Origin of the sequence: Ruminococcus sp. AF20-12LB (assembly GCF_003478985.1) — a bacterium.
In the GTDB taxonomy this organism is placed as follows: Bacteria; Bacillota; Clostridia; order Lachnospirales; family Lachnospiraceae; genus Blautia_A.
This window is the reverse complement of sequence record NZ_QUGH01000006.1, coordinates 129,672-155,161: the sequence shown is the minus strand read 5'-3', so window position 1 is coordinate 155,161 and position 25,490 is coordinate 129,672. Positions and strand designations below refer to the sequence as shown.

Sequence of the window (25,490 nt, the reverse complement as noted above, 5' to 3'; positions counted from 1 at the left end):
CTATGTTATGATATTGGATATCATTACAACAGAAAGGGGTATTTTCAATGGGAGAAAAACCTCAGAATATAAAACACAGACATATAAGCCTGGGCGTGCTTGCCCACGTGGATGCAGGAAAGACGACATTATCGGAAGGCCTGCTTTTTAAATGCGGAAGGATCCGGAAAATCGGAAGAGTCGATCACAAGGATGCGTATCTGGATACCTATGAGCTTGAGAGGGAGAGAGGAATCACCATTTTTTCAAAGCAGGCAGTTTTTTACATGGGGGATATGGAAGTGACACTTCTGGATACGCCGGGGCATGTGGATTTTTCTGCTGAGATGGAGCGTACCCTGCAGGTGCTGGATTATGCGATCCTGGTGATCAACGGAGCAGATGGGGTGCAAGGGCATACACAGACATTGTGGAGACTGCTGACGCAGTACAAGATTCCAACATTTCTTTTTGTAAATAAAATGGACCAGGAAGGAACGGACAGAGAAAGACTTCTTGAGGAGCTGAAGAAGAAATTAAGCGGATGCTGTGTGGATTTTAGTGGAGAACTGGAATGCTCCGGTGCAGAAGCAGCAGGGAAAAAGGAGAATCCTGTGGATAACTCCGGGAAATCTCCGTCAGCTGAAGGAATGCAGCTGAAAGACAACGCCAGTGAAGCAGAAAAAGAGAATATATCCGGAATGCAGGGTGCTTCTGATAAAATAAATGGTACGGATGATTTTCTGGAAAATATTGCCATGTGCGAGGAGAACCTTCTGGAAAGTTTCCTGGAAACAGGAACGATCGCAAAAAAGGACGTGGCAGAGCTGATCCTGGAGCGAAAGCTTTTTCCCTGCTTCTTTGGATCTGCCCTGAAGATGGAAGGAGTAGATGCTTTTATCCATGGAATGGAGACCTACATGGCAGCACCGTCCTATCCCACAGAATTCGGAGCCAGGATATTTAAGATCGCCAGAGATGATCAGGGAAACCGTCTCACTTATATGAAGATCACCGGCGGCAGACTGAAGGTCAAGGAGACGCTGACCAATGCAGGAAAAAATGGTATTTCGGCAGAGGAGATCTGGGAGGAAAAGGCAGATCAGATCCGTATCTATTCCGGTGCAAAATTTGAAATGCTCAAAGAGGCAGAGGCAGGAACCGTCTGTGCAGTCACAGGTCTTACCGAAACATATCCGGGAGAGGGACTTGGCATTGAGGCGGATTCTGCCATGCCGGTGCTGGAACCGGTACTGAATTATCAGATCATCCTTCCGGAGGGCTGTGACGCCCACAGGATGCTGAAAAGCCTGAAGGAGCTGGAGGAGGAAGAACCGCAGCTTCATATCATGTGGGATGAGCAGCTGGGAGAGATCCACGCCATGCTGATGGGCGAGGTACAGATCGAGATCCTGAAGCATCTGATCTGGGAGCGTTTTCATGTGGCAGTAGAATTTGGAACCGGCAATATCGTATACAAAGAAACCATTGCCGCACCGGTGGAAGGCGTGGGACATTTTGAACCGCTTCGTCATTATGCGGAGGTGCATCTTCTTCTGGAACCGGGAGAGAGAGGAAGCGGGCTGCAGTTTTTTACTGCGGCAAATGAAGATCAGCTGGATCGGAACTGGCAGCGGCTGATCCTGACACATCTGGAGGAAAAAGAGCATCTGGGAGTCCTTACCGGATCACCCATCACCGATATGCAGATCACACTTCTCACCGGGCGGGCACATCAGAAGCATACGGAAGGCGGAGATTTCCGGCAGGCGACCTACCGTGCTGTGCGCCAGGGCCTCAAGAAAGCAGAGACAGTTCTTCTGGAACCCTATTACAGCTTCAGGCTTGAGATTCCGGCAGAAAATGTAGGACGTGCCATGACGGATATCCAGAGGATGCAGGGAACCTTTCAGGGACCGGAAACCCAGGGAGAGCTATCGGTGATCACAGGAAGTGCGCCGGTGGCAAAAATGAGGGATTATCAGAGTCAGGTAGTTTCCTACACAAGAGGCAGAGGTCATCTGACCTGTACTCTGAAGGGCTATGAACCCTGCCAGGATCAGGAGCAGATCGCAGAGGAGATCGGATATGATTCCGAGAGAGATCTTGAGAATCCTACAGGTTCTGTATTCTGTGCCCATGGAGCAGGCTTCGTGGTTCCCTGGTATGAGGTAGAAAAATATATGCATCTGGAAGGAACTCAGCTTCCGGACAGTAATGATGCCTATGAGGATTCCGACAACAGTTCTGCAGGAGTGCGTGCAGGTCAGGGAACAGCCAAAAACAGTCCTGATCACAGAACAGCCAATGCCGGCCGTGGAAAATATACCTCCATGTATGGAAGCTACGAAGAGGAAAAAGAACTGAAGGCAATCTTTGAGAAAACCTTTGGTCCGGTGAGCTCAAAGAAATACAGCAGTAACAGCCGAAGCTTCGGAAATCCGGAAAGCGGAAGCAGCTTTTCCGGAAAGGGAGACAAAGGTGCAGCAGATTCCGGCCATACGGCAAAAACCGGTCACGGCGCCTGGAGAAATAGCAGTCCGGCCATCCACAGAGAGGACTATCTGCTGGTGGACGGCTGCAATATCATATTTGCCTGGGAGGATTTAAGAGATCTGGCACAGGCAGACTTTCATGCAGCACAGTCCAGGTTAATGGACATATTGAGCGATTATCAGGGGATCAAGGGATGCATCCTGATCCTGGTATTTGATGCCTACCGTGTGGAGGGCCATCCGGAGGAAACCTTCCAGTATCATAACATTCATGTTGTCTACACAAAAGAAGCGGAAACAGCAGACCAGTACATTGAACGTACTGTCCATAAAATCGGACGGAAGCATAATGTGACAGTTGCCACATCAGACGGACTGGAGCAGATCATCATTATGGGACAGGGAGCCGCCAGGATCTCAGCGCGCGGATTCAAAGATGAGATCGCTTCCGCAAAACAGCAGATGAGAGAAGAATGGCAGGAGCGCAGGGACAACAGCAAAACCTATCTCTTTGACAGTATGACACCGGAACTGAAATCTCATATGGAAGACATCCGTCTGGGAAGAAAGAAAAAAGAAGAATTATAACAAAAAATATATGCCCTCATTGTGGGCATATTTCACAAAAATAAAAAAGCTTTTTGAATTCTTTTGCAAATAAATGGGAAAAGTAGTAAAATAAGGATAGAATCCTCAGTGAGAAGCTCCTTGTCTGGATATATAACCTGGCAGGGAGCTTTCATTAGAGCACAATAAGCGCCAGGATAACAAAAGAAAAGTAAAAAATGAAAGGAAGTGGCAAAATGTTTGAAACAGGCGAATATGTTGTGTATGGTCGTACCGGCATCTGCCAGGTAACAGGAGTTACCACAATGAGGGTGGATGGTTCCTCCGGCGAGAAGCTTTATTATGTACTGAGACCCGGAGGAGAGACAGATGGGAAGATATTTACACCGGTGAAAGGTGGAAAGCAGGTGCTTCGCGGAATCATTACGAGGGAAGAAGCGGAGAGGCTTATCGATGAGATCCCATCTATTGAGACACTGAGTATTGAGAATGAGAAATTCCGGGAGGATAGCTACAAGAAATGCATCCGTACCTGTGAATGCAGAGATCTTCTTCGAATCATCAAGACGATCTACGTCAGAAAACAGGCCAGATTATCTCATGGCAAAAAAACAACCGCTACAGACGAACGGTATCTGAAGCTTGCAGAGGATCATCTCTATTCTGAATTGTCCATGTTACTGGATATCCCCAAAGAACGTATGGCAGATTATATTGAACAGCGAGTAAACCAGAAGAAGGAAGCCGAAGAACAGGTATGTGCTGTTTGACAAAGCAGAGCGTATCTGCTATGGTATTTCCGGTAACCTTCCAGAATTCTGTATCTGTGACAGAAGCTTCATGGGAAGTGGAGAACAGATTCAGAATCAGTCTGAATGTTATAAAGAAAAGGAGATGCCAGAGAAATGAGAGAACAGCTTACCCGCAAGGATGTTGAAAAAATAGAGCAGGAGATCGAACACCGTAAACTGGTAGTACGTAAGGAAGCCATTGAGGCGGTCAAGGAGGCACGTGCCCAGGGAGACTTAAGTGAGAACTTTGAGTATTATGCAGCCAAGAAGCATAAGAATCAGAATGAGAGCCGCATCCGTTATCTGGAGAGGATGCTGAAGACCGCTTCCATTGTATCCGATGCTTCCAGATCAGACGAAGTGGGAATGGACGATATCGTGGAAGTTCTTTTTGAAGAAGATAATGAGGTGGAGAAGTACAAGCTGGTTACTTCCATCCGTGGAAATTCCATGGAAAACCGTATCAGTATCGAATCGCCTATCGGCAAGGCACTGCGCGGTCATCGTGTAGGAGACCGGGTGGAAGTAAAGGTCAATGATGATTACAGCTATTACCTTGTAATAAAATCCATCGACAAGACCGGATCTGAGGATGAGGAGATCCGCGGATTCTGAACGATATATAGGACAGAGTGATTCTGATGGGAAATCTGTTTCCCGTATCAGGATCCTCTGTTTTATTTTTTTACACAGATTTTACATTCCGGTGGGGAAAATTTTACAATAGGCCGCTATTATGAAAATCGTTGAAATGAGAAAAAGGAAATCAAACATATCAAAAAGAGAAAGTGAAGGAGAGTATTATGGACTTTTTCAGCGTACTGGCATTGCTTGGCGGCCTTGCTATTTTCCTTTATGGAATGAACTTAATGGGAGACGGGCTTGCGAAGGTTGCAGGCGGAAAGCTTGAGCGGATCCTGGAGACACTTACCTCCAATCCCATCAGAGCCGTTCTTCTTGGACTGGGTGTGACTGCAGTGATCCAGTCATCCTCGGCAACTACCGTTATGGTCGTTGGTTTTGTAAACTCGGGAATCATGAAGCTGTCCCAGGTTGTGGGAATCATCATGGGTGCCAATATCGGTACTACCGTAACCTCATGGATCTTAAGTCTTACAGGTATCCAGAGTGATAACTTTATTATCCAGCTTTTTAAGCCGACGTCATTTTCACCGATTCTGGCACTGATCGGCGTGGTTCTGATCATGTTTACAAAAAGCCAGAAGAAAAAGGACGTGGGAGCGATCTTAGTAGGCTTTGCGATCCTGATGTATGGAATGAATGCCATGAGCGGAGCTGTGGAACCTCTTGCAGAGGTACCGGAGTTTACCGGAATGCTGGTGAAATTTTCCAACCCGATCCTGGGAGTTGTGGCTGGAGCAGTGCTGACAGCGATCATCCAGTCGTCCTCCGCATCGGTTGGTATCCTCCAGGCATTGTGTCTTACCGGAATGGTACCGTTCAGTGCAGCACTTCCTATTATCATGGGACAGAATATCGGTACCTGTATCACTGCGATCCTTTCAGCCATCGGAGCCAGCAAAAACGCAAAACGTGCGGCTATGGTCCATCTGTATTTCAATCTGATCGGAACCATGCTGTTCATGGCAGTATTTTATGCGATAAATGCAGCAGTACATTTTTCATTTATGACGCAGGCAGCGACTCCGGCCGGGATCGCGATTCTGCACAGTACCTTCAATATTACGGCAACTCTTGTCCTTCTTCCGTTCGGAAAGGCTCTGGAGAAGCTTGCCTGTCTTACTATCCGCGACAGGAAGGAAGAGCAGGAGAAGGTGGCAGCAGATCCGGATTTCATGATCCTGGAAAGCCGTTTTCTGGAGAAACCTGCATTTGCAGTTGAGCAGAGCAGGAATGCAGCGAAAAAAATGGCAGAGGATTCTCACAGAACTCTGTTTACCGCCCTGGATCTTCTGAAGAATTTCAGCGCAGAAGGAAAGGTTCTGGTGGAAGAAGCAGAGAAAAAGGTAGATCGTTATGAGGATGAGCTTGGAACCTATCTTGTAAAGCTGAACCAGAAGGATCTTTCCGTTCATGACAGTCACAGTGTTTCCATCATGCTCCACTGTATCGGTGATTTCGAGAGGATTTCCGATCACGGTGTGAACATCATGGAATCCGCACAGGAGCTTTATGAAAAAGGCCTGAAGTTTTCGGATAAGGCGCTGGAAGAGTTACGTGTCATGGAGCATGCGGTGGAAGATATTGTAGATATTGCTTACAAGGTTTACGAAAATCAGGACGTGCAGCTTGCGAGAGAGATCGAGCCACTGGAGGAAGTGATCGATGAACTCAGCAAGGAACTGAAGTACCGGCATATCCAGAGACTTCGCGCCGGGGAATGTACCATTGAAATGGGATTCATCCTGTCCGATGTGACTACCAGCCTGGAGCGTGTGGCAGATCACTGTTCCAATATCGGTGTCTGTGTGACACAGGTTCATGAAGATGCTTTTGATACACATCAGCACCTGAAGCAGATCAAACATGGGCCGGACGAAACCTTCTACCGTGAGCTGGAGGTGATCCGGAGTCAGTATCAGCTTCCGGAAATAAAGGATGAGCCGGCTGCAGCCCAGATGGCAGCGGCAGGCAGCCAATAAAAAGATATCGAAATAATGCTATGCCCTGGTTATCTGTATCAGCAGACGGCCAGGGCTTGTGCAGTAAAAAGAAAGCAGTTATACTGAAGGCATGGAACAAAAAAGACCAGACGATTATGAAGTGCCAACGGCAAAAAAACGAACAGAGAGGATATAGAATGATCTACTGTGTGGAAGATGAGAGAAATATCAGAGAGCTTCTTGTCTATACCCTGGAGACAACAGGCTTTGAGGCAGAAGGTTTTGAAACCGGGGCAGAACTTGACACAGCCATGAAAAAAAATCTACCGGAGCTGATCCTGCTGGACATCATGCTCCCGGGTGAAGACGGGTATAATATTTTGAAACGACTGAAAAGTGATACCAGGACCCGGGATATCCCGGTGATCATGGTCACAGCCAAAGAAGCGGAGTTTGACAAGGTAAAAGGTCTGGAGAGCGGCGCAGATGATTATATCACCAAGCCCTTCGGGATGATGGAATTTGTAGCCAGGGTCAAAGCGGTCCTTCGGCGCTGCGCAAGGCAGAGTGAAGAGAGGGAGCTGCACTGCAAGGGCCTTCGTGTCAATGTGTCCCGTCACGAAGTCTGCTATCAGGGTGAGGTGAAAGAGCTGACCAGAAAGGAATTTGAACTTCTGGAATATCTTATGGAGAACAAAGGACTGGTCATGTCCAGAAACCAGATCCTGTGCCATGTGTGGGGCTATGATTTTGACGGAGAAACGAGGACTGTAGATGTTCATGTACGGACTCTCCGACAGAAGCTTGGGGAAGCCGGAAATCTGATTGAGACAGTGCGTGGTGTGGGATACCGGATCGGAGATCATGTATGAAAAAGAAAATTCTGCATCATACAAGCATTATGATCATTTTTGCTGTTCTTGTCACGTTTCTGGCAGCAAGTGTGGTCACCTACAATAAATTAAACACATACATGCAGCGGGGAGTCCGTGAGGAAGCTCAGTATATCTGCCTTGCCATGGATGAGTATGGAGATTCCTTTCTCACAAAAAAGCTCCAGACAGTATCATCAAGTCGTGTGACTCTCATCCGTAAAGACGGAACCGTTCTCTACGATTCTGAGACATCTCCGAAAAAACTGGCAAATCACAGTGATCGTCCGGAATTTATACAGGCAGAAAAAAACGGAAAAAGCGAAAGTATCCGTTATTCGGAAACCTTTGCAAAAAAGACCTTTTATTATGCGGTGAAGCTGGATGACGGAAACGTGCTCCGGGTGGGAAAAACCGTAGATTCCATATATTCCACATGGACCTCAAGTCTTGCAGTGCTGGGACTTCTGATGCTCCTGGTACTGATCCTGGAGTTTGTTTTTGCACAGAGACAGACCAGAGAGCTGATCCGTCCGGTCAACGATCTGGATCTGGAGCATCCACTGAACAACGTGTGCTATGAGGAGCTGCGTCCCCTTCTTGTGCGGGTGGATGAACAGAATCGGCAGATCCGGCAGCAGGTAAAAGAACTGAAGGAGGCAGAGGAAATCCGGAAGGAATTTTCTGCAAATGTTTCCCATGAGCTGAAGACCCCGCTGATGTCCATTTCCGGTTATGCGGAGCTTATGATGAACGGCATGGTTCCGGCAGATCATATACAGGAATTTTCCGGAAGGATCTACCATGAATCAATAAGACTTTCCAATCTGGTAGCGGATATCATCCAGCTTTCCAGACTGGATGAAAGCAACAGTGAGGTTCCTTTTGAAGAGGTGGATCTTTATGAGCTTGCAGAAGACGTAAGAAATAATCTCAGACATCCTGCCGGAAAGAAAAATATTTCCCTTGAGCTTGCCGGAAGTACAGAGAAGATCCAGGGCGTCCGCCATGTACTCTATGAGATGCTTTTTAATATTGCAGACAATGCAGTTCGCTATACAGAACAGAATGGTCATGTGCGGATCATGGTAGGCAACCGGAAAGGGCATCCGTTCTACTGTGTGGCAGATGACGGGATCGGAATCCCGAAAAGTGAACAGGGAAGGATCTTTGAGCGCTTTTACCGGGTAGACAAAAGCCATTCCAGACAGACCGGCGGAACAGGTCTGGGTCTTTCCATTGTGAAGCATGGAGCAACGCTTCATCATGCACAGATCAACGTGGAAAGTGAACAGGGAGTTGGAACCAGGATGGAGATCGTTTTCCCGGAGAATACTTCTGACCGAAAATAAACTGAAAATAATCAGTAGGATTTCACGGTGAAGTGTAGTATAATAAAAAAAGGTTCAAAGGCCGGTCGGATGAGAATCTGACCGGCTTAAACTATGTATGGGAAAAAATCCCTGTATTTCTAAAAATCAGGAGGAACAAGATTATGAAAGAGCCGGTTCTGGTAGTAATGGCAGCAGGAATGGGAAGCCGCTACGGCGGACTGAAACAGATCGATCCTGTAGATCAGGAAGGTCATATCATTATGGATTTTTCCATTTATGATGCCGTACGTGCAGGCTTTAAGAAAGTGATATTCATCATAAAAAAAGAGAATGAACAGGATTTCCGCGATGCCATCGGCGACCGCTTAAGTGACAAGGTGGAGATCGTTTATGTGCATCAGGATCTCAACAACATCCCGGAAGGCTTCCAGGTTCCGGAAGGCCGTGTGAAGCCATGGGGAACCGGACATGCGGTATTAAGCTGTGCCGGAGAGATCGACGGACCGTTTGTGGTGATCAATGCAGATGATTATTATGGAACCCATGCCTTTAAGATGGCGTATGATTTCCTGATCCAGGCCCAGGAGGACACCGTACCTGCCCAGTATATGATGGTAGGCTACCGTCTTGAGAACACCCTGACAGACAACGGCTACGTTTCCAGAGGTGTCTGTGAGACAGATGAAAATGGATATCTTGCAGATATCAATGAGCGAACACACATTGAGAAACGTGACGGCGGAGCAGCCTACACAGAGGACGATGGAAAAACCTGGACAAGTCTCCCGGGAGAGACTCCGGTATCCATGAACATGTGGGGATTCACCGGTGGATTTATGAAAGAGCTGGTAAAACGCTTCCCGGTATTCCTTGAAAAGAGCATCCCGGAAAATCCTCTGAAATGCGAATATTTTCTTCCGTTTGTAGTTGACGAGCTCCTTCAGGAAAAAAAGGCAGCAGTCAAAGTCCTTACCACACAGGATAAATGGTACGGAGTGACCTATAAAGAGGACAAACCGGTAGTGGTAGCCGCGATCCAGAATCTGAAGGATCAGGGACTTTATCCGCAAGGACTCTGGGATTAAGTAGTAAACCTGGTTTTCGGCTATTGTGGAAACAAAGGAACAGTGCTAAAATAAACAGGAACAGTTAGATCCAATAGAGGAGGAGAAAAACTATGGCAATTTTAGTAACAGGCGGAGCAGGATACATTGGAAGTCATACCGTTGTAGAGCTGCAGAGCGCAGGATATGATGTTGTAGTAGTTGACAATTTATGCAATTCCAGTGAGAAGGCTCTGGACAGAGTATCCAAGATCACAGGCAAACCGGTGAAATTCTATAAAGCAGATATCCTGGACCGCGATGCATTAAATGAGGTTTTTGACAAGGAAGAGATCGATTCCTGTATTCATTTTGCAGGACTGAAGGCAGTTGGTGAATCTGTTGCCAAGCCGTGGGAGTATTATGAGAACAATATCGCAGGAACCCTTACCCTTGTAGACGTGATGAGAAAGCATAATGTTAAAAATATTATTTTCTCTTCCTCAGCAACCGTATACGGAGATCCGGCAATGATCCCGATCACCGAGGAGTGCCCGAAGGGACAGTGTACCAACCCATATGGCTGGACCAAATCCATGCTGGAGCAGATCCTTACAGACATCCAGAAGGCAGACCCGGAGTGGAATGTAGTTCTTCTTCGTTACTTCAACCCGATCGGTGCTCATAAGAGTGGAACCATCGGTGAGAATCCAAATGGTATCCCGAACAACCTGATGCCATATATCACACAGGTAGCAGTAGGCAAGCTGAAAGAGCTTGGCGTATTCGGAAACGATTACGATACACCGGATGGAACAGGTGTCCGTGACTACATTCACGTAGTAGATCTTGCCAAGGGCCATGTAAAAGCCCTTAAGAAGCTGGAAGACAATTCCGGATTAAGCATCTACAACCTTGGAACCGGAAAAGGCTATAGTGTTCTTGATATCGTTAAGAACTTTGAGGCAGCTACCGGCGTCAAGATCCCATATGTGATCAAACCACGCCGCCCAGGCGACATCGCAACCTGCTACTCCGATGCAACCAAAGCAGAGAAAGAGCTTGGCTGGAAGGCAGAGAACGGAATCCGCGAGATGTGTGCAGACTCCTGGAGATGGCAGAGCCAGAACCCTAATGGATATGAGGCTTAAGGAACAGAAAGCCTAATTACATAAAATTGATATAAAATACGGCAGACAGCCCCGGAGGGACGTCTGCCGTGTTGTTTTTTTTGAGGGAAAAAAAGTCGCTTATCATTTCCATAAGCGACAAACAGGCCGGAAACCCGTATAAAAGCGGACTTCCGGCCTGCTTTGACCATAATTCTGACTGCTAATAGCTCAGCTTCTCCATGCACTTCTGCTTTTGTTTTATACTGCTGTGCACATAAATATCCATGGTAATCTTGACGGACGAATGCCCGAGAATTTCAGAAAGTGTCTTGCTGTCAAATCCCATCTCTGTACATCTGGTGGCAAATGCATGCCTGAGAGAATGGATGTTGATGCTGGGGATTTCGCATTGCTGAAGAACCCGCTGGAATTTTCGCTGGATATTTCTGGGTTCCATGCATTTACGATTCGTACTCGTCAGCAGGTATGAATCAGGTTCAGCAGCAATCCGTTCCATTTTTTTCAATAAAAAATCAGGGATTGGAATATCCCTGATGGATGAGACTGATTTAGGAGGACCTATCATTAAAACGGTTTTGGGTTCGTCATCAGATGCACCAGAATAATCAAGATTTTTTATTCGTGAGATCGTTCGTCTTATATGTAGCAGTTTTTCATCAAAATCAATATCTTCCCAGCGAATGCCGCTGAGCTCTCCAACACGGATCCCTGTGTAAATGCATAACAGGATGCCGATGGAAAACTCAGAATCCTCAGCGGAGAGAGTCGTGATCAGTTTTGTAAGATTTTCAGAAGAAATAAGCTCGAAAGGACTGGTATTTATTTTTGGATACCGAAAATCCAGTTGTGAAAGATTCAGATAACCCTGCTTCTCACCATAGCGTAAAATACTGTGGAACAGGATCAGAAGATTTTTGATCGTACGTGGTGAAAGCCCTTGACGTTTCAGCTTTTCGGAGAAAGCGTATACAGAAGCAGAAGAGATATATTTCAGAGGTGTATCTCCAAATTCCGGAAGGATATGTGTATCGAGCAGTGTCTCATAGCATGCATAGGTGCTAAGTTTCACTGCATAACGCATGGAAAGCATCCATTCTTCACTGAGATTTCGAAATACGTAGCGTTTTCCGCAAAATTTCCGAGGATCGTTCTGACACAGGATGTCCAGTTTTTTCTGTTTTACAGCTTCATATGTACGACCATACAGATATCCGTACTGGATCCGTCCATTCTGGTCACGGCATTTTTCATAGCGCGCCTCCCATCTTCCGTCTTTCCTTTTTCTGATATTTTCCCCTTTTCTAGGCATAATCGTAGTCTCCTTTTCGCACTATTATAGCAAAAGTCTGACCATTTTTGTGACCACTAATAAGCGAAAAAAAGAAAAATTTGTCGTATATAAAAATATTTAACCGAAAAAAACTGCATTTTTGGTCGAAAGTGGTGCATTTTTCGCATCTTGACAGTGACAGGGTGCAATGCTATCATTGATTAAGATTCAAAAACTATGCAATTTGAGAGAAAATCACCTGTCGCTTATGGAAATGATAAGCGACAGGAAATAATAATTTAGATAAGTTATATTATAATGATTTTTCTTTACAAAAAACGGAGAACCAAAATGAAAGAACCGGAAACCGGCAAAAAAGAAAACACCGGAAAAAGCGGCTACAGCATCACAACCTGGCGACTGCATCTCTGGTGCAGACATCCGGAATGGCTGCGGACCACGCAGGAATTTTATAACCGGATCGCTGAATTTTATTACAACCTGCTTCTGGATCATACGGAACTCTGGGAACTGGGAAGCCAGCAGACTTTACGCGAGCTGGAGATCATGAGTATTCCGGGACGAGGCGGACGCATACCATCAGATCCCCTCCCCTGGCAAAAGGTTCCGCTGTATTTTCGAAGAGCAGCAGCCAATGAGGGAATTGCTTCAGCCAAAAGCTATCTCAGCCGTTTTACCCAGGATGAGAAGATCGGCAGAGCAGAGAAACTAAATGCAGCAGTTACCTATTACAAAGGAATGTATCAGGATTTTTCCGCTAAAGAGATCACACTGCGTGTTTGGACAGGAGACACATGGACCTGGATGCATTGCCGGCTGTCAGGCAGAGACTTTCCGGAAAACGCCAGACTCATGTCACCATCCGTAGTTTTTGAATACAAATATGATATGCTGCATGAAGAAGGCTTTGAATATCCACAGATTGATGAAAGTAAGTGTGTTCGATGCTACCAGTGTTTGAAAGTCTGTCCATTCAAGGTAGCGAAAGCAAGTGAAATGTGATATACTGGGAGCGGTAGCTCCCTACGCTGCTCTATAAATAACCACACACCTCTCCGTGGTGAGCAGCAGGCAACGATCTTATGATCGGCGAAGATGTGAGAGAAACAATTGAAAATGTAAGGAGGTGTGATGTATGGCACGAAAAGAATTCTTACAACATTATTGGCGTTATTATCTTGTGTTAGAAGAAAAATTTAAAAACACATTGAATTACATTGAGTTGGATTGGCAGAATGCAGGAACCTTTTCTAATGAATATGCTCTTTTGCTGCAATCAATTGGAGCAGAATTGGATAATTTCTTTAAGGTGTATTGTGGGTTTGCCGCTGAAGATCGAAAAAACATGAATGATTATTGCACCTTTGTGTTAAATGATTATTCTGATATTGTAAATCAAAAAGTTCTAATTCCAGAGCGAGATATGGAATTTCAGCCATATCAGGGGTGGAATACAGCAAATCCGGCGCAGTCACTGACATTTTGGGATGGATTTTGTAAGATTAAACATAGTCGCTATGCGAATATACAGATGGCCAATCAAAAGAATGTTCTTTATGCATTAGGCGCTTTATATTTGCTTGAGATGAAATACTTAAGCAAGATTGCAACCTCTAATGAGCCAGATGTGCCGAACAAAAAATCGGAATTGTTTGAGCTTGACAACTGGACGTATCACTTTACTCCAATGGGAGAAATGTTTGCTTGCATAGATGGTGAAGTATGCCAAATAATCGATGATGAAAACTAATATTCCCCACTACCCCAAACACAGTGATATACTTAAACAACTATAAAAGAAAAGAGGTTATCACCTATGCCCAGAACGAAAGGCAGCAAAAACCGTCCCAAAATCAATATTACTAAAGACTACGCATCTCAGATCGCAGAGAAGCAGGAATCTATCACTTCCCTAACTGCTGAGATCGCATCCATCACCGCCAACATTGACACTTTGAAGGCTGATCTGAAAGAGAAGAAGACTGCTTTGAAGAAGGCCGAAAAAGAAGTGGCAACGCTGGAAGCGAAGAAGGCAAAGGCGGAGGCTAAAGCCGCTGAAGAAGCAAAAAAATCGGAAGCCGAGAATGTACTGAAGAAGCTGCTGGCAAGCGGCATGAGCGCGGATGAGATCCTCGAAAAACTGAAATAAACAAGAACCCAAGAAAAAATAAATGCCGTGTGGACAAACTGAACTCCAGGAGTTCACACGGTATTATTTGAAGGTTGTTATATAGCTTGGAACGAAAATAAAAATGAGATAGAAGAAATGGAGTGTGAAACAAAATGAACTTATCAAAAATACACCACATTGCAATCATAGTATCTGACTACGAAGCCGCAAAGGATTTCTATGCAAACAAGCTGGGATTCTCTGTCATCAGAGAAAACTACCGCCCAGAGCGTAAAGACTGGAAGCTGGATCTGCGTGTCAATGAAAACACAGAGCTGGAGATTTTCGCTGAGGAAAACCCACCGAAGCGTGTGAACCGACCGGAGGCCTGTGGCCTACGACATCTAGCGTTCTGCGTTGATAGCGTGGAACAGACAGTGAATGAGCTGGCAGAGGTAGGCATTGAGTGTGAGCCGATCCGTGTGGATGATTATACCGGCAAGAAAATGACTTTCTTCCAGGACCCGGACGGACTGCCGCTGGAACTGCATGAGTAAAATGAAGAAAACGAGAAAACCCGGTGGAGGCCGGAAGAAGTTGAAGCCGGAGTACGATGCCGGGAAGAATCTGAAAGAGCAGATGGATGCTGCTGCGACACTTTATGGGGAGGACTGCTCCCTCCAATCCATCGGCGATGCTCTGAACCTAAACCCTATCAAAGTAAGAAAGTTGCTCATCACAGCTGGTGTGTATGAATCGGAAGTGGCGGAAAAAGTAAAAAAAACTTTTGAAGAATACCGTGAAATACAAGACTACAAAACATCCATACTTTCAACCGCAAATACTCTTCAACTCTCCAAAGCCTCCGTCACCTCGTACCTGCCATATAAAAAAGGTGTGTACTTCCCAAGCACAGCAGAAAAAGAAAAAATCAGTGTTGGGGCAGAGCGGCAGCGGAGATACAGAGTAATGAAACGGTGGAAGGCTGATCCGACAGAGGAAAACTTATGGGGTGTGGTTGTGGCTTATGCTGGTGTGAAATTCAAAACCTACTCTGGGTTGCCATTCTCTTACGAAATTAAAAAAGGCAGGAATGGCGAGTACACGAAGGAGCTGTGGATCGACCGCCGGGAGAAGAGCAAAAGTCTGGCATGGAGTTCTATAGTTTTGGCACTGGGAAATATAAAAGATGAAGTAGTAGAGAGACCCAAAGCTTTGGGGGATATCCGGGGAGTGGCTTACATATATGGAATGTTCTACCGGTTTGGGTTGATCGATGTGCCGGATGAAGTGAAGGAAAAGATGGGGCATCCAAAAGACCGCAAAAAATAGGTTGCTATGTGCAAAAGTCTACGGTAATATGTACCGTAACTGAGGAAATGAATCTCAGTTTGGAAGGACGGTAGCATTATAGAAAAATTGAAGGAAATGCTGGAGGAGTATTTGAAGAAAACAGAGCCGGAGTATTATCCACCGGTGGAGAACCTGCTGGGTCTGATCTGCGAGCATTACACAGAGAACACCCCAGTAGAGAAAAACACAGTTGCAGGGAAGGCAGCAAAGGCCAAGGAAAAGGAACTGGAAGAGTGGCTGCGTGGGCTAGATGGTATGGATAGGTTGGTAGATGATTATGTCGGAGATAAGATTCCACTTTGGGAAAAGATCATGGACCGGCAGGGGACGGTGTGCTGTGCATGGGAGAAGACCGCTTTTGAGGAAGGCCTGAAAGTCGGGATACGGCTTATGATGGAAATTTATAGTGTGTGATATATAGTTTGTGACTAAAATAAAATGAACTTCTGGAGTTAAAAAAACCTCGCTGTGTGTGATCTCTATTAACTGGACAGCTAGTCAGGGCTAAACAAAACGGAGTAAACAATAATTTGCTGGTTATTGTTCACTCCGTTTTGTTTAGCCCTGACTCTGGGGCCACGGGGAGACTGTGGCTCTCAGTTTATCTTCTCTTCATCCTCATCCAGTCCTTGGACTTGCTCCACTCTATGTATGTCTTTTGGGCATACTCAAATTTACTCCAATCCAACCGTTGGCTGCATAATAATTGGTGTTCGTACTCGATGATTCCTTTACGACGTGGACGCTGTGCGCTTGCGATATTATTCCGGTAAATGTGCACCTCGGTTACTCGCATAAGATAACGGCAGGCAGGGGAATAGAAGTAAGTCGCGGAGAGTTGGTTGTCCAGAATGAATAAAAGGAAACTATCAAATTGTGACTTGGATTCAAGAAGAAGTGTTCTGTGATATAAAGTAATATTGGTATTATAAAATAGCAAAATGCTCAGATTCCCCACAAAGGATCTGAGCATTTCCAATACGAACTATTTTTTCTGTAATTTCAGCACTTCCTCAAGAGAAAGGCCAGAAAATCTGGATATGTCTTCAGGGGAGAATCTTGGATCCTGAAGCATACGCTGTGCTGTCAGTATAGCTTGTTCCTGAAGGCCCTCTGCGAGCCCAGCAGTACGCCCTTCTGCCAATCCGGCCTGACGGCCTTCGGCACGTGCATCATCGCACATTTCCTGAACAGCCTGACACATATTAACACTCCCTTCTGTTTCTGTGAAACGTAAGTTGATACCTGTTATGGAGTCGATGACCCGGGCTGCTTTGAGCTCGAGTGAGCGGAAACCGGGGCTCTGTGTGGTGAGCTCCTGGAGCTTCCGTTTATCTTTGGAATATTTGATGAAGAGCATGACTTCTTTGAGATTGCTCTGGAGTTTATCAAGTTCTTCATCCTTTATCTCGGCAGGTGAGAAGAGATTGATCCGGTAATCCGGGACCAGAGAAAGGATCTCAGGGTCCTGGACAGAGAGCATTTCGTGGAGGCTTCTGGGAGCGTTCCAGGTGTCGGAACCGAAGTACACGACTGTGGTTATGACCGGGATCAGCCGGTCATCCTTGTAGAAGCCGGTGAGATATTCTCCGGATGTGGAAGGCCATTGCTTTGCTTCTCTGTGGGATCTGGCGGAATTTTCTACCTGCCCTGCGTATTCTAATGCATCATAGACCATGTTCTTGACCGGCAAAAAAGCGGACGTTCGCATTCCGCTTTGCTACATGCTCATGAACGCAATTGCTTTGCACTTGCGTTACATAGTGTGCTTCCGACTGGTTCTCAATCCCCAGGAGAAGGTAGATCCTGGAATCATCATGCATAACATTAAGAGATTTGAATTCGTCCCGGAATTTCTGGACGGGCACTTCTGAAGTGCCAGATCCGTAGGGGACAGCGAGAGCTGTGGTATCCAGTGGATGAAGAGTGTCAGGGTCTATGACGTTTTTTCCTTTGTACAGCATATGGTTGAACACGTCCGCAAAAACGCGGTTGTCAGCCATGTAATCTTTGGTGATGGTATCCTTTGTACCCATAGGTTTCACCACCTTCGATCTGTTTATGTGATCAGAATAGTTTTATCATCTGATCCAGTTATAGGGTATCATACATCAGGGCGTTTGAGAAGCGGATCTCTGATATTTTATAAAAAGATCATAAATGACAGATATGCTGATCGCATAAATTCGCGCGGTATGTCTCGGGTTTTCTGTGACCTTCGCTCACAAAAAACACCTCGCGGGACATTACCAGTGAATAGTAATAATTGCTGGTCCGGGACTGTGGATTTATGTGGTTGTAAACTTTACGGAAAAACGGTTTCATGGTATCATTGTTTCATCAACAGAAAAGTGGGGAAATGACAAAAATGGATCAGAAGATAGCAAATCTGGAGGGGAAGCTGATCGTATCCTGTCAGGCGCTGCCGGAGGAGCCGCTGCATTCTTCATTTATTATGGGAAGAATGGCTTTGGCAGCAAAAATCGGCGGAGCATGCGGGATACGGGCAAATACCAAAGAGGATATCAGGGAGATACAGTCGCAGGTGGATCTTCCGGTCATCGGGATCGTGAAGAGGGATTATGCGGACAGTGAGGTTTACATTACGCCAACTATGAAAGAGATCGAGGAACTGATGGAGGTAAGGCCGGAGATCATAGCAATGGATGCAACGATCTCAAAAAGACCCGGAAATAAAACCCTGGAGGAGTTTTTCCATGAGGTAAAAGAAAGATACCCGGATCAGCTATGGATGGCGGACTGTTCTACAGTAGAAGAGGCACTTCATGCAGATGAGCTGGGATTTGATTTTATAGGAACGACGATGGTTGGTTATACGGAGCAGAGCAAGGGCGCTAAGATCGAAGAGGATGATTTCGCAATTTTAAGAGAAATCGTGGCGAAAGCAAAACATAAGGTGATCGCAGAGGGGAATATCAATACACCGGAAAAAGCGAAGCATGTGATCGAGCTGGGAGCTTACAGCGTTGTGGTGGGCTCGATCATCACAAGGCCACAGCTGATCACGAAATCATTTGTTGAAGTAATGGAACGAAAATGACGGATGAGAGTGTAAATGAGGATCACAGGATGAAAATGTATGTCAGTCTTGATATTGGCGGTACAGCCATCAAGTATGGCCTGATCAGTGACAGCGCTGAGATTATTTTTAAGGGATCGACAAAAACGGAAGCAGAAAAGGGTGGCCCGGAAATTCTTAAAAAGGTTATTGGAATAGTGGAAGATCTGCTCACACGGACACAGGATACAGTTTCCGGCATCTGTATTTCAACAGCCGGTATGGTGGATACAAAAGAGGGATCTATTTTTTATGCGTCTCCGTTGATACCAAACTATGCAGGGATCCAGTACAAAAAAATTCTGGAAGAAAGGTTTCACATTCCGTGTGAGGTAGAAAATGATGTAAACTGTGCGGGTCTTGCGGAATACAGCTCCGGTGCGGCAAAGGGAAGCCGCATTGCCCTGATCCTTACGGTGGGAACAGGAATCGGCGGCTGTATTGTGATCGACGGAAAGGTTTTTCGCGGGTTTGGGAACAGTGCATGTGAGGTTGGCTATATGCATATGGGAGACAGTGATTTCCAGACCCGGGGAGCGGCCAGTACGCTGACCAAAAAGGTCGCACAGTGGAAGGGTGAGCCGCAGGAAAAATGGGATGGCCGCCATGTTTTTGAGGAGGCCGGAAGAGGAGATTGGCTCTGTATTCAGGCAATTGATGAGATGACGGATGTTCTGGGCAAGGGGATCGCAAATATTTGCTATGTGATCGATCCTGAGGTCGTTGTGCTTGGCGGCGGGATCATGGCACAGGAGGATTTTCTGAAGGAAAAAATAGAAAATGCCCTGAAAAAATATCTTGTTCCCAGTATGGCGGAGCATACAAGGATCGCATTTGCACGACATCGGAATGATGCGGGTATGCTTGGCGCCTTTTATCATTTCTGCAGCTTGGGGTAATCTGTTTGGCAACATTCTTACATAAGATTTACCGGGATTTTACAGTGGCTTCTTGCCAGCTGCCCTTTTTCGGTGTTAAAATAACAGCATCAATGAAAGAACAGGGAGAATGAAATCAATGTACGATTATCTTATCGTAGGTGCAGGTCTTTACGGTGCGGTTTTTGCACAGGAGGCGAAGCGTGCCGGGAAGTCAGTGCTTGTGATCGACAAGCGTCCGCATATTGCGGGAAATGTATATACAGAGAAGGTGGAAGGGATCAACGTGCATAAATACGGTGCACATATTTTCCATACTAATAATAAGAAGGTCTGGGATTATATCACCCGGTTTGCCACCTTCAATCGTTTTACCAACAGTCCGGTTGCCAATTATCACGGGGAGCTGTACAGTCTTCCGTTTAATATGTATACCTTTAACAGGATGTGGGGCGTGGTGACTCCGGAGGAGGCTGCGGCAAAGATTGAGGAGCAGCGTCAGGCAGCAGGTATCACGGAACCCTCAAATTTGGAGGAACAGGCTATCAGCCTTGTAGGTACGGATATTTATGAGAAGCTGATCAAGGGCTACACGGAGAAGCAGTGGGGACGTCCATGTACGGAGCTTCCTGCTTTTATCATCAAGAGGCTTCCGGTGCGTCTGACCTTTGACAACAACTATTTCAATGCGCTGTATCAGGGAATACCAGTGGGTGGTTATACGAAGATGGTTGCCAATCTGCTGGACGGTATCGAGGTACGGCTGAATGAGGATTATCTGAAGAAAAAAGAGAAGTACGATGCAATGGCGGAGAAAGTGATCTACACAGGTGCCATTGATGCGTATTTTGACTATAAGCTGGGAACTCTGGAGTATCGTTCCGTGCGTTTTGAGAACGAGACACTGAATAAACCTAATTTCCAGGGAAATGCAGCAGTGAATTATACGGATGTGGAGACTCCTTGGACACGTATCATTGAGCATAAATGGTTTGAGTTCGGAAAAGATGAGGCGGGCAATGATCTTCCGAAAACGGTGATCAGCCGGGAATACAGTTCCGAGTGGAAACCGGGGGATGAGCCCTATTATCCGGTCAATGATGAGAAGAACGGAGCGCTTTACGCACAGTATAAGGCGCTTGCAGAGAAGGAACCGAAGGTGATCTTCGGCGGCCGTCTTGGCGAATATAAATATTATGACATGGATGCGGTGATCGCTTCTGCGCTGGATATGTGTGAGCGGGAGCTTGCATAAAAAAGATACTGGATATAACAAATGATAAGATCCTCTTATATTTCGGAGCCAAGGCAAAAGAGAAATATAGGGGGATTTTATGCATATAGAATGGCAGTAAGATTTTTTGAAGGAGGAAAGAGCAATGAGAAGGTGCAAAGGTGTGCTTCTGGCAGGAATGCTGGTGCTGAGTATGAGTGTTCCGGTGTATGCGGACAAGTCGGTTGTAGTGAAGGTGGAGGCTCCGGCAGATACCACAGATTATTATATGACTGTGGATTCCGGCGGAGTTGGTGTGGATATCTATCCTTCCACCGATGAAAAAGGTGAAAAGCTCAATGATAAGACGGTAAAGGATGGTACTGTCCTGCATATCGAAGGGGAGACAGAGAAGAATGGTGAAACCTGGGGATATACAGAGTATAATGGCAGATACGGTTATGTGCCGCTGGAGGAGCTGCGGCCCTCAAGGGATGCGGAGCTGGTGAAGGCCGGAATCGCAGGGAGCACGGAGAAAGAGACTTCCGGAGTGAAGCAGGGAGGAACATCCGATACACAGAACTTTTCAGCCGGCGAGACTCAGGGGGAAGCAGCAGGGACGGACAGCACAGGCAGCGCTCAGGCTCAGAATGGCGAAAGACCGGGAACGTCTGCAGGGACGGACAGCACAGGCAGCTCACAGGCTCAGAATGGCGAAGGACAGGGAGCGTCTGCAGGGACGGACAGCACGGGGAGTTTGCAGTCTCAGAATGGCGAAGGACAGGGAACGTCTGCAGGGACGGACAGCACAGACAGCTCGCAGGCTCAGAGAGGCGAGGTCCAGGGACCACCTGCGGCGTCGGACAGAACAGGCAGCTCACAGGCTCAGAGCGGTGAGGTCCAGGGACCGCCTGCAGCGGAGGGAACAACAGAAGATGGAGATTATGCGGAAGAAGCTGTCACCAAGCCGGTCAATGGCACGGCTGCTACATCCTTTAAAGAAGAAAATTCCTGGTATAAAAGTCCGTTTATCTGGATCGGGATCGCAACAGTACTTGCAGTAATCGGAATTCTGGGTTATCATTTGAAGAAACGTTAACAGATAGACCAGATCAATATAAGAAAAATGGAGAGTTTTGTGAAGAGATTACAGCTTGTCAGGAAGAAATTATTGCCGCTTCTTCTGTGCATGGCAGTTGCGGGCAGCCAGGTTCCGGTCATGGCAGCCGATGTGGGAGGCTTCAGTAATTCTGCGGAAGGCTTCGATGAAGAATGGGCAGAAGATACACAGACGCAGTCAGCGGAAGCAGAGGATACGACGGAGATCGCAGAAGAAAATACCACAGAGAATACCGGTATCCCGGATGAACAGACAGAGGATATTGCAGAGGCAGCCGATGGGGATACCGAGGATATAGCCTTGCAGAGCTCCGTGGAGGATACAGGGGATCCCGAAATATCAGAAGGATCGTCTTCTGATTCCCAGGAGGATATCTTTGGTGACGGCGAGGAGAGCTTTGGGGATGACTCAGACAGTGATGAGTCCGGCATCGAATATATCAAGGGCCGCCCGCTTACGGAGGAAGAGGAGCAGGAACAGCTGGCACCCTTTGATAATCTGACCTCTTATTCCACCGCCGTGGAGATCGGAAATGATGTGGATGAGGTACCTATGGGAAGAGCTGCGGCCTATCCGTCCTATTATAATGCAGCGGATCAGGGATATGTTACTTCCGTAAAGAATCAGGAGCCCTACGGTATGTGCTGGGCATTTGGAATGGCCTCTCTTCTGGAAACTTCGTTTCTGACCCAGGGCCTTGGAACTTATGATCTGTCGGAAGAGCATCTGACGTATTTTTTTGCAAACAGAAAGAATGACCCGCTTGGAAATACCTACGGGGATGTCAATAAGCATATGGGGACAGATGATAAAGGAAACGTAGATTATCATGAGGGCGGAAATGATCTTCTGGCTTCCATGTTTCTGAGCACCTGGTCCGGAATGACAACAGAAACGGATGTGCCTCTGGCTACAGATTCCACACATACACAGAAAACCGGTGTGACTCCGGCGGCATCCAAGGCGTACAATGCAGCTGCTTATCTGAAAAATGCCTATTTTTCCGATTATTCCGTAAATGCCATGAAGAAGCTTCTGGTTGCAAATAATTCAGTTACTGTGATGTATAATGCACAGAATGCCTATTACAATGCAAGTACAGCGGCCTATTCCTATCCTACCAGCACCAAGAACGTGAATCATGTAGTTACAGTGGTGGGTTGGGATGACAATTATTCTGCGAAGAATTTCCGGGCATCTTCCAAGGTAAAGGGAGACGGAGCCTGGATCGTTAAGAACAGCTGGGGTACAGGCTGGGGAAAATCCGGATATTTTTATATGTCCTATGAGGATAAGTCTGTCAGTGAGCTGGTTGCGGCTACGGCTGTCAATACACCGAAATATAGCAACAATTATTTTTATGACGGAACGTCAGGGCTTGGCTCCATCCGCATGTATGCGGGAGAACAGCTGTCCACGGTTTTTCGTGCCAGTGCAGGAAACGGAAAAGCGGAATCGCTTGGTGAGGTGACTCTTAGCTCCATGTCTGCCAATAATTCCTATACTGTGCAGGTATACACAAATCTGAAGGATGCCAGTGAGCCTACCAGTGGAACACCGGCATATTCCACACCGATTTCCTGCAGTCAGCCGATGGCTGGGGTTATGACTTTTCAGATCCCGGAGGTTCTGCTCAGCCAGAACAGTCTGTATTCTATTGTGGTGACAAATGCAGGAAGCACATATATAAAATACTGTGTGGAGGCAGAGGTCAGTTATGGCTGGTGCAGCTTTTCTCCGTCTATCGTATCCGGTCAGAGCTTTCTGCGATATAACGCGGAGGATACCTGGATGGATGCGGTTGAATTTAATCCATCGGTAACGCCGAGGATCAAGGCGCATACCAGGACTCTGAGCAGTGCGGCCAGGATGCAGCTTTCTTCCTCTGAGATAAGTCTGTATTCCAGAGATCAGAAAACACTGAATGCTTCAGCTACCAGATCCGAGATGGATGCTTCCGGCATTGTCTGGGAAAGCTCAGATACCAGTGTGGCTGCTGTAAATGGAAGCGGCGTTGTTACTGCAAAAAATCCGGGAACAGCAACCATAACCTGCTACGGAAAAAATGCCAGGGGAATCCGGGCTGCCTGTAAGGTTACGGTGAAGCTTCGTCAGACCACAGGTGTAAAGCTGGTTTCCGGCGCATTTAACAGGATTCGGATTTCCTGGAAAGTAGTTCCCGGCTGCAATCGTTATGATATCTATCGCAGGGATGAAAGCGGAAATTCAAAAAAAATGGCAACCGTGGCAGCAGATGTAGTGACCTGGCAGGATACTGCAGTGAAAACAGGAAGCACTTATACGTACAGGATCAGGGCTTCTTATGTACGTTCCGGAAAGAATACTGTTTATGGAGCTGCATCTTCACCGTTAGCAGCAAAAGCGGAGCTGGGGAAGGCCCGTGCAGTGGCTGAGGCTGTCAGCGGACCATGTAACAGGGTATCCTGGAAGAAGGTTTCCGGAGCCAGTGGCTATCATATCTACCGGAAGCTCCAGGGGAAAAGCTGGGTTCGGATCGGAACCGTTAACAACAAAGTATTGTCCTGGAAGGATACGGAGATTGCGGGAATCACCTCCTACGCTTATGCTGTGAGGCCATATAAGAAGGTAGACGGGAAAAAAGTTTTAGGAGGATATCAGGCAAGCAGCTATATCCTGTCCTATCCGGAACTCCAGAAGATATCCTGTGTCAGGAAGACCTCCAGGGGGCTGAAAATCTGCTGGAAAGCGCAGAAAAAAGCAGATTGCTATCAGATCTACCGTAAGACTGGAAAGGGGTCATGGAAAAAGATCAGTACAGTTTCCGGAGGCAGCAGTTCTTCCTTTGAGGATAAGACCGCAAAAAAGGGAACAACGTATTACTATGCGGTGCGTGCAGGGATAAAAACCTCCGGTGGAAAAGTACTCTGCGGAGGATATGCCGCAAAAGCAGCAAAGAGATAAAAGTGTCAAAATATAAAACGCCCGGATCTGGAATGTTTCAAGCCAGATCCGGGCGTTTTATGTTTTGGTTGAATAAGTGTATTATATATGATTATATCAGGCAGTTCAAAAGAAAGATCAGTCGTTGTTGATCACAACGCCTTTCTGAAGCATGATGTTGGCATAAAGTGCTTTCTCACTTGTGGAGATGATGCAGTATGCAGTTTTTGCTTCGTCATAGAATGCGAAACGCTCGATGTTTCCGACAGCTTTTTCGCCACGCTCGTCATGCTTGGAAACGATTTCTTTATATGTATCCCAGATCGGTGTCTCTACAGTATCACCAGGCATTACTTCCATCAGGTTTACCGGATGCTCTACATAGGTATCCAGCGGGAAGAGCTTCAGGATGGCATCCAGGATCTCCGGAACACCATGTCCGTCACAGCGGATGGTGATGGCATTTTTTCCCATGGATTCTACAGGGAAGTTTCCGTCAGCGATAACAAGACGGTCACTGTGTCCCATCTCACATAAAACCTTCAGTAATTCTGGTGATAAGATTTCTGGAATTCCTTTTAACATAGTTCATATCCTCCTAAGATCATTGTGTACTTACAGCATTTCGGAAATTACAGCATCAGGCTCAGGTGATCAGAACAGGATACATGGATTTCCGAAACTGTTATGACGCCGGTAGTATCAGACAGACCTGCCCGGCCACA

Annotated in this window: 23 protein-coding genes; 19 read left to right on the top strand and 4 right to left on the bottom strand. The window is 46.5% G+C overall.

Translation table 11 applies throughout. The annotated features are described in order from the left end of the window. The first annotated feature begins 47 nt into the window (after positions 1-47). The 8 genes from DWX61_RS09805 to galE all read left to right on the top strand — a co-directional run bounded on the left by DWX61_RS09805 (position 48) and on the right by galE (position 10,817). Positions 48-3,062, top strand: coding sequence for a translation factor GTPase family protein (locus DWX61_RS09805; protein WP_118625035.1), 3,015 nt, complete (start codon positions 48-50; stop codon positions 3,060-3,062). A 215-nt stretch (positions 3,063-3,277) separates the two neighbouring features. Continuing rightward, positions 3,278-3,811, top strand: coding sequence for a CarD family transcriptional regulator (locus tag DWX61_RS09800; RefSeq protein WP_243101053.1), 534 nt, complete (start codon positions 3,278-3,280; stop codon positions 3,809-3,811). Positions 3,812-3,946: 135 nt separating this feature from the next. After that, positions 3,947-4,447 carry a transcription elongation factor GreA gene (greA, locus tag DWX61_RS09795; protein WP_015527340.1) on the top strand — a complete coding sequence of 167 codons (501 nt, stop codon included), beginning with the start codon at positions 3,947-3,949 and terminating at the stop codon, positions 4,445-4,447. 188 nt (positions 4,448-4,635) lie between these two features. Continuing rightward, on the top strand, positions 4,636-6,456 hold the full coding sequence (locus DWX61_RS09790; RefSeq protein ID WP_118625033.1) for a Na/Pi cotransporter family protein: 1,821 nt from the start codon (positions 4,636-4,638) through the stop codon (positions 6,454-6,456). A 158-nt stretch (positions 6,457-6,614) separates the two neighbouring features. Continuing rightward, entirely contained in the window at positions 6,615-7,289 is a 675-nt protein-coding gene (locus DWX61_RS09785; RefSeq protein WP_118512888.1) for a winged helix-turn-helix domain-containing protein, read from the top strand. After that, on the top strand, positions 7,286-8,641 hold the full coding sequence (locus tag DWX61_RS09780; protein WP_118512887.1) for a sensor histidine kinase: 1,356 nt from the start codon (positions 7,286-7,288) through the stop codon (positions 8,639-8,641). The genes DWX61_RS09785 and DWX61_RS09780 overlap by 4 nt, the downstream gene beginning before the upstream one ends. A gap of 143 nt (positions 8,642-8,784) precedes the next feature. Then, positions 8,785-9,708, top strand: coding sequence for a sugar phosphate nucleotidyltransferase (locus DWX61_RS09775; protein WP_118625031.1), 924 nt, complete (start codon positions 8,785-8,787; stop codon positions 9,706-9,708). A 92-nt stretch (positions 9,709-9,800) separates the two neighbouring features. Then, positions 9,801-10,817: a UDP-glucose 4-epimerase GalE gene (gene galE, locus DWX61_RS09770; protein WP_118512885.1), complete on the top strand. Its 1,017-nt coding sequence runs from the start codon at positions 9,801-9,803 to the stop codon at positions 10,815-10,817. A gap of 181 nt (positions 10,818-10,998) precedes the next feature. On the opposite strand, the gene DWX61_RS09765 is transcribed toward galE, so the two are convergent. Further along, positions 10,999-12,108 carry a tyrosine-type recombinase/integrase gene (locus DWX61_RS09765; protein ID WP_118625029.1) on the bottom strand — a complete coding sequence of 370 codons (1,110 nt, stop codon included), beginning with the start codon at positions 12,106-12,108 and terminating at the stop codon, positions 10,999-11,001. Positions 12,109-12,420: 312 nt separating this feature from the next. Between DWX61_RS09765 and DWX61_RS19285 the strand changes: the two genes are divergently transcribed. The 6 genes from DWX61_RS19285 (at position 12,421) to DWX61_RS09735 (ending at position 15,967) form a co-directional block, all read left to right on the top strand. Beyond that, positions 12,421-13,092 carry a 4Fe-4S dicluster domain-containing protein gene (locus tag DWX61_RS19285; RefSeq protein ID WP_244790507.1) on the top strand — a complete coding sequence of 224 codons (672 nt, stop codon included), beginning with the start codon at positions 12,421-12,423 and terminating at the stop codon, positions 13,090-13,092. A 133-nt stretch (positions 13,093-13,225) separates the two neighbouring features. Beyond that, positions 13,226-13,840, top strand: coding sequence for a hypothetical protein (locus DWX61_RS09755; protein WP_118625027.1), 615 nt, complete (start codon positions 13,226-13,228; stop codon positions 13,838-13,840). A 66-nt stretch (positions 13,841-13,906) separates the two neighbouring features. After that, positions 13,907-14,239 (top strand): hypothetical protein, encoded by a 333-nt coding sequence (locus tag DWX61_RS09750; RefSeq protein ID WP_118625025.1) that lies wholly within the window; start codon positions 13,907-13,909, stop codon positions 14,237-14,239. Positions 14,240-14,373: 134 nt separating this feature from the next. Next, entirely contained in the window at positions 14,374-14,757 is a 384-nt protein-coding gene (gene gloA2, locus DWX61_RS09745; RefSeq protein WP_118625023.1) for an SMU1112c/YaeR family gloxylase I-like metalloprotein, read from the top strand. Between the two features lies 1 nt (position 14,758). Beyond that, positions 14,759-15,532 (top strand): hypothetical protein, encoded by a 774-nt coding sequence (locus DWX61_RS19280; RefSeq protein ID WP_286188072.1) that lies wholly within the window; start codon positions 14,759-14,761, stop codon positions 15,530-15,532. A gap of 111 nt (positions 15,533-15,643) precedes the next feature. Beyond that, positions 15,644-15,967, top strand: coding sequence for a hypothetical protein (locus tag DWX61_RS09735; RefSeq protein ID WP_147419620.1), 324 nt, complete (start codon positions 15,644-15,646; stop codon positions 15,965-15,967). Between the two features lie 571 nt (positions 15,968-16,538). Here DWX61_RS09735 and DWX61_RS09730 read toward each other — a convergent pair. Both DWX61_RS09730 and DWX61_RS19275 read right to left on the bottom strand, forming a co-directional pair. Continuing rightward, positions 16,539-17,231, bottom strand: a complete 693-nt coding sequence (locus tag DWX61_RS09730; RefSeq protein WP_286188071.1) for an Rpn family recombination-promoting nuclease/putative transposase — start codon at positions 17,229-17,231, stop codon at positions 16,539-16,541. Next, positions 17,221-17,589 carry a hypothetical protein gene (locus DWX61_RS19275; RefSeq protein ID WP_244790501.1) on the bottom strand — a complete coding sequence of 123 codons (369 nt, stop codon included), beginning with the start codon at positions 17,587-17,589 and terminating at the stop codon, positions 17,221-17,223. Before DWX61_RS19275 ends, DWX61_RS09730 begins: the two co-directional genes overlap by 11 nt. 332 nt (positions 17,590-17,921) lie before the next feature. Between DWX61_RS19275 and DWX61_RS09725 the strand changes: the two genes are divergently transcribed. From DWX61_RS09725 to DWX61_RS09705, 5 genes are all read left to right on the top strand, one after another. Next, a complete protein-coding gene (locus tag DWX61_RS09725) occupies positions 17,922-18,614 on the top strand; it encodes an N-acetylmannosamine-6-phosphate 2-epimerase (RefSeq protein WP_118512866.1) in 693 nt (230 codons plus the stop codon). 29 nt (positions 18,615-18,643) lie between these two features. Then, the gene (locus DWX61_RS09720; RefSeq protein ID WP_118512975.1) at positions 18,644-19,531 is read left to right on the top strand and encodes an ROK family protein; all 888 of its coding nucleotides are present in this window, start codon (positions 18,644-18,646) and stop codon (positions 19,529-19,531) included. Between the two features lie 118 nt (positions 19,532-19,649). Then, a complete protein-coding gene (gene glf / locus DWX61_RS09715; protein WP_118512865.1) occupies positions 19,650-20,765 on the top strand; it encodes a UDP-galactopyranose mutase in 1,116 nt (371 codons plus the stop codon). Positions 20,766-20,889: 124 nt separating this feature from the next. Then, the gene (locus DWX61_RS09710) at positions 20,890-21,822 is read left to right on the top strand and encodes a hypothetical protein (protein ID WP_118512864.1); all 933 of its coding nucleotides are present in this window, start codon (positions 20,890-20,892) and stop codon (positions 21,820-21,822) included. A 39-nt stretch (positions 21,823-21,861) separates the two neighbouring features. After that, a complete protein-coding gene (locus DWX61_RS09705) occupies positions 21,862-24,786 on the top strand; it encodes a C1 family peptidase (RefSeq protein ID WP_182433977.1) in 2,925 nt (974 codons plus the stop codon). Positions 24,787-24,903: 117 nt separating this feature from the next. Here DWX61_RS09705 and DWX61_RS09700 read toward each other — a convergent pair whose 3' ends face one another. Beyond that, on the bottom strand, positions 24,904-25,350 hold the full coding sequence (locus DWX61_RS09700) for an RbsD/FucU family protein (protein WP_118512862.1): 447 nt from the start codon (positions 25,348-25,350) through the stop codon (positions 24,904-24,906). Positions 25,351-25,490 lie beyond the last annotated feature (140 nt).

Coding starts and splice junctions, on each gene's coding strand:
- DWX61_RS09805 (WP_118625035.1), top strand. CDS start 48: ATGGGAGAAAAACCTCAGAATATAAAACACAGACATATAAGCCTGGGC.
- DWX61_RS09800 (WP_243101053.1), top strand. CDS start 3,278: ATGTTTGAAACAGGCGAATATGTTGTGTATGGTCGTACCGGCATCTGC.
- greA (WP_015527340.1), top strand. CDS start 3,947: ATGAGAGAACAGCTTACCCGCAAGGATGTTGAAAAAATAGAGCAGGAG.
- DWX61_RS09790 (WP_118625033.1), top strand. CDS start 4,636: ATGGACTTTTTCAGCGTACTGGCATTGCTTGGCGGCCTTGCTATTTTC.
- DWX61_RS09785 (WP_118512888.1), top strand. CDS start 6,615: ATGATCTACTGTGTGGAAGATGAGAGAAATATCAGAGAGCTTCTTGTC.
- DWX61_RS09780 (WP_118512887.1), top strand. CDS start 7,286: ATGAAAAAGAAAATTCTGCATCATACAAGCATTATGATCATTTTTGCT.
- DWX61_RS09775 (WP_118625031.1), top strand. CDS start 8,785: ATGAAAGAGCCGGTTCTGGTAGTAATGGCAGCAGGAATGGGAAGCCGC.
- galE (WP_118512885.1), top strand. CDS start 9,801: ATGGCAATTTTAGTAACAGGCGGAGCAGGATACATTGGAAGTCATACC.
- DWX61_RS09765 (WP_118625029.1), bottom strand. CDS start 12,108: ATGCCTAGAAAAGGGGAAAATATCAGAAAAAGGAAAGACGGAAGATGG.
- DWX61_RS19285 (WP_244790507.1), top strand. CDS start 12,421: ATGAAAGAACCGGAAACCGGCAAAAAAGAAAACACCGGAAAAAGCGGC.
- DWX61_RS09755 (WP_118625027.1), top strand. CDS start 13,226: ATGGCACGAAAAGAATTCTTACAACATTATTGGCGTTATTATCTTGTG.
- DWX61_RS09750 (WP_118625025.1), top strand. CDS start 13,907: ATGCCCAGAACGAAAGGCAGCAAAAACCGTCCCAAAATCAATATTACT.
- gloA2 (WP_118625023.1), top strand. CDS start 14,374: ATGAACTTATCAAAAATACACCACATTGCAATCATAGTATCTGACTAC.
- DWX61_RS19280 (WP_286188072.1), top strand. CDS start 14,759: ATGAAGAAAACGAGAAAACCCGGTGGAGGCCGGAAGAAGTTGAAGCCG.
- DWX61_RS09730 (WP_286188071.1), bottom strand. CDS start 17,231: ATGGTCTATGATGCATTAGAATACGCAGGGCAGGTAGAAAATTCCGCC.
- DWX61_RS19275 (WP_244790501.1), bottom strand. CDS start 17,589: ATGGGTACAAAGGATACCATCACCAAAGATTACATGGCTGACAACCGC.
- DWX61_RS09725 (WP_118512866.1), top strand. CDS start 17,922: ATGGATCAGAAGATAGCAAATCTGGAGGGGAAGCTGATCGTATCCTGT.
- DWX61_RS09720 (WP_118512975.1), top strand. CDS start 18,644: ATGAAAATGTATGTCAGTCTTGATATTGGCGGTACAGCCATCAAGTAT.
- glf (WP_118512865.1), top strand. CDS start 19,650: ATGTACGATTATCTTATCGTAGGTGCAGGTCTTTACGGTGCGGTTTTT.
- DWX61_RS09710 (WP_118512864.1), top strand. CDS start 20,890: ATGAGAAGGTGCAAAGGTGTGCTTCTGGCAGGAATGCTGGTGCTGAGT.
- DWX61_RS09700 (WP_118512862.1), bottom strand. CDS start 25,350: ATGTTAAAAGGAATTCCAGAAATCTTATCACCAGAATTACTGAAGGTT.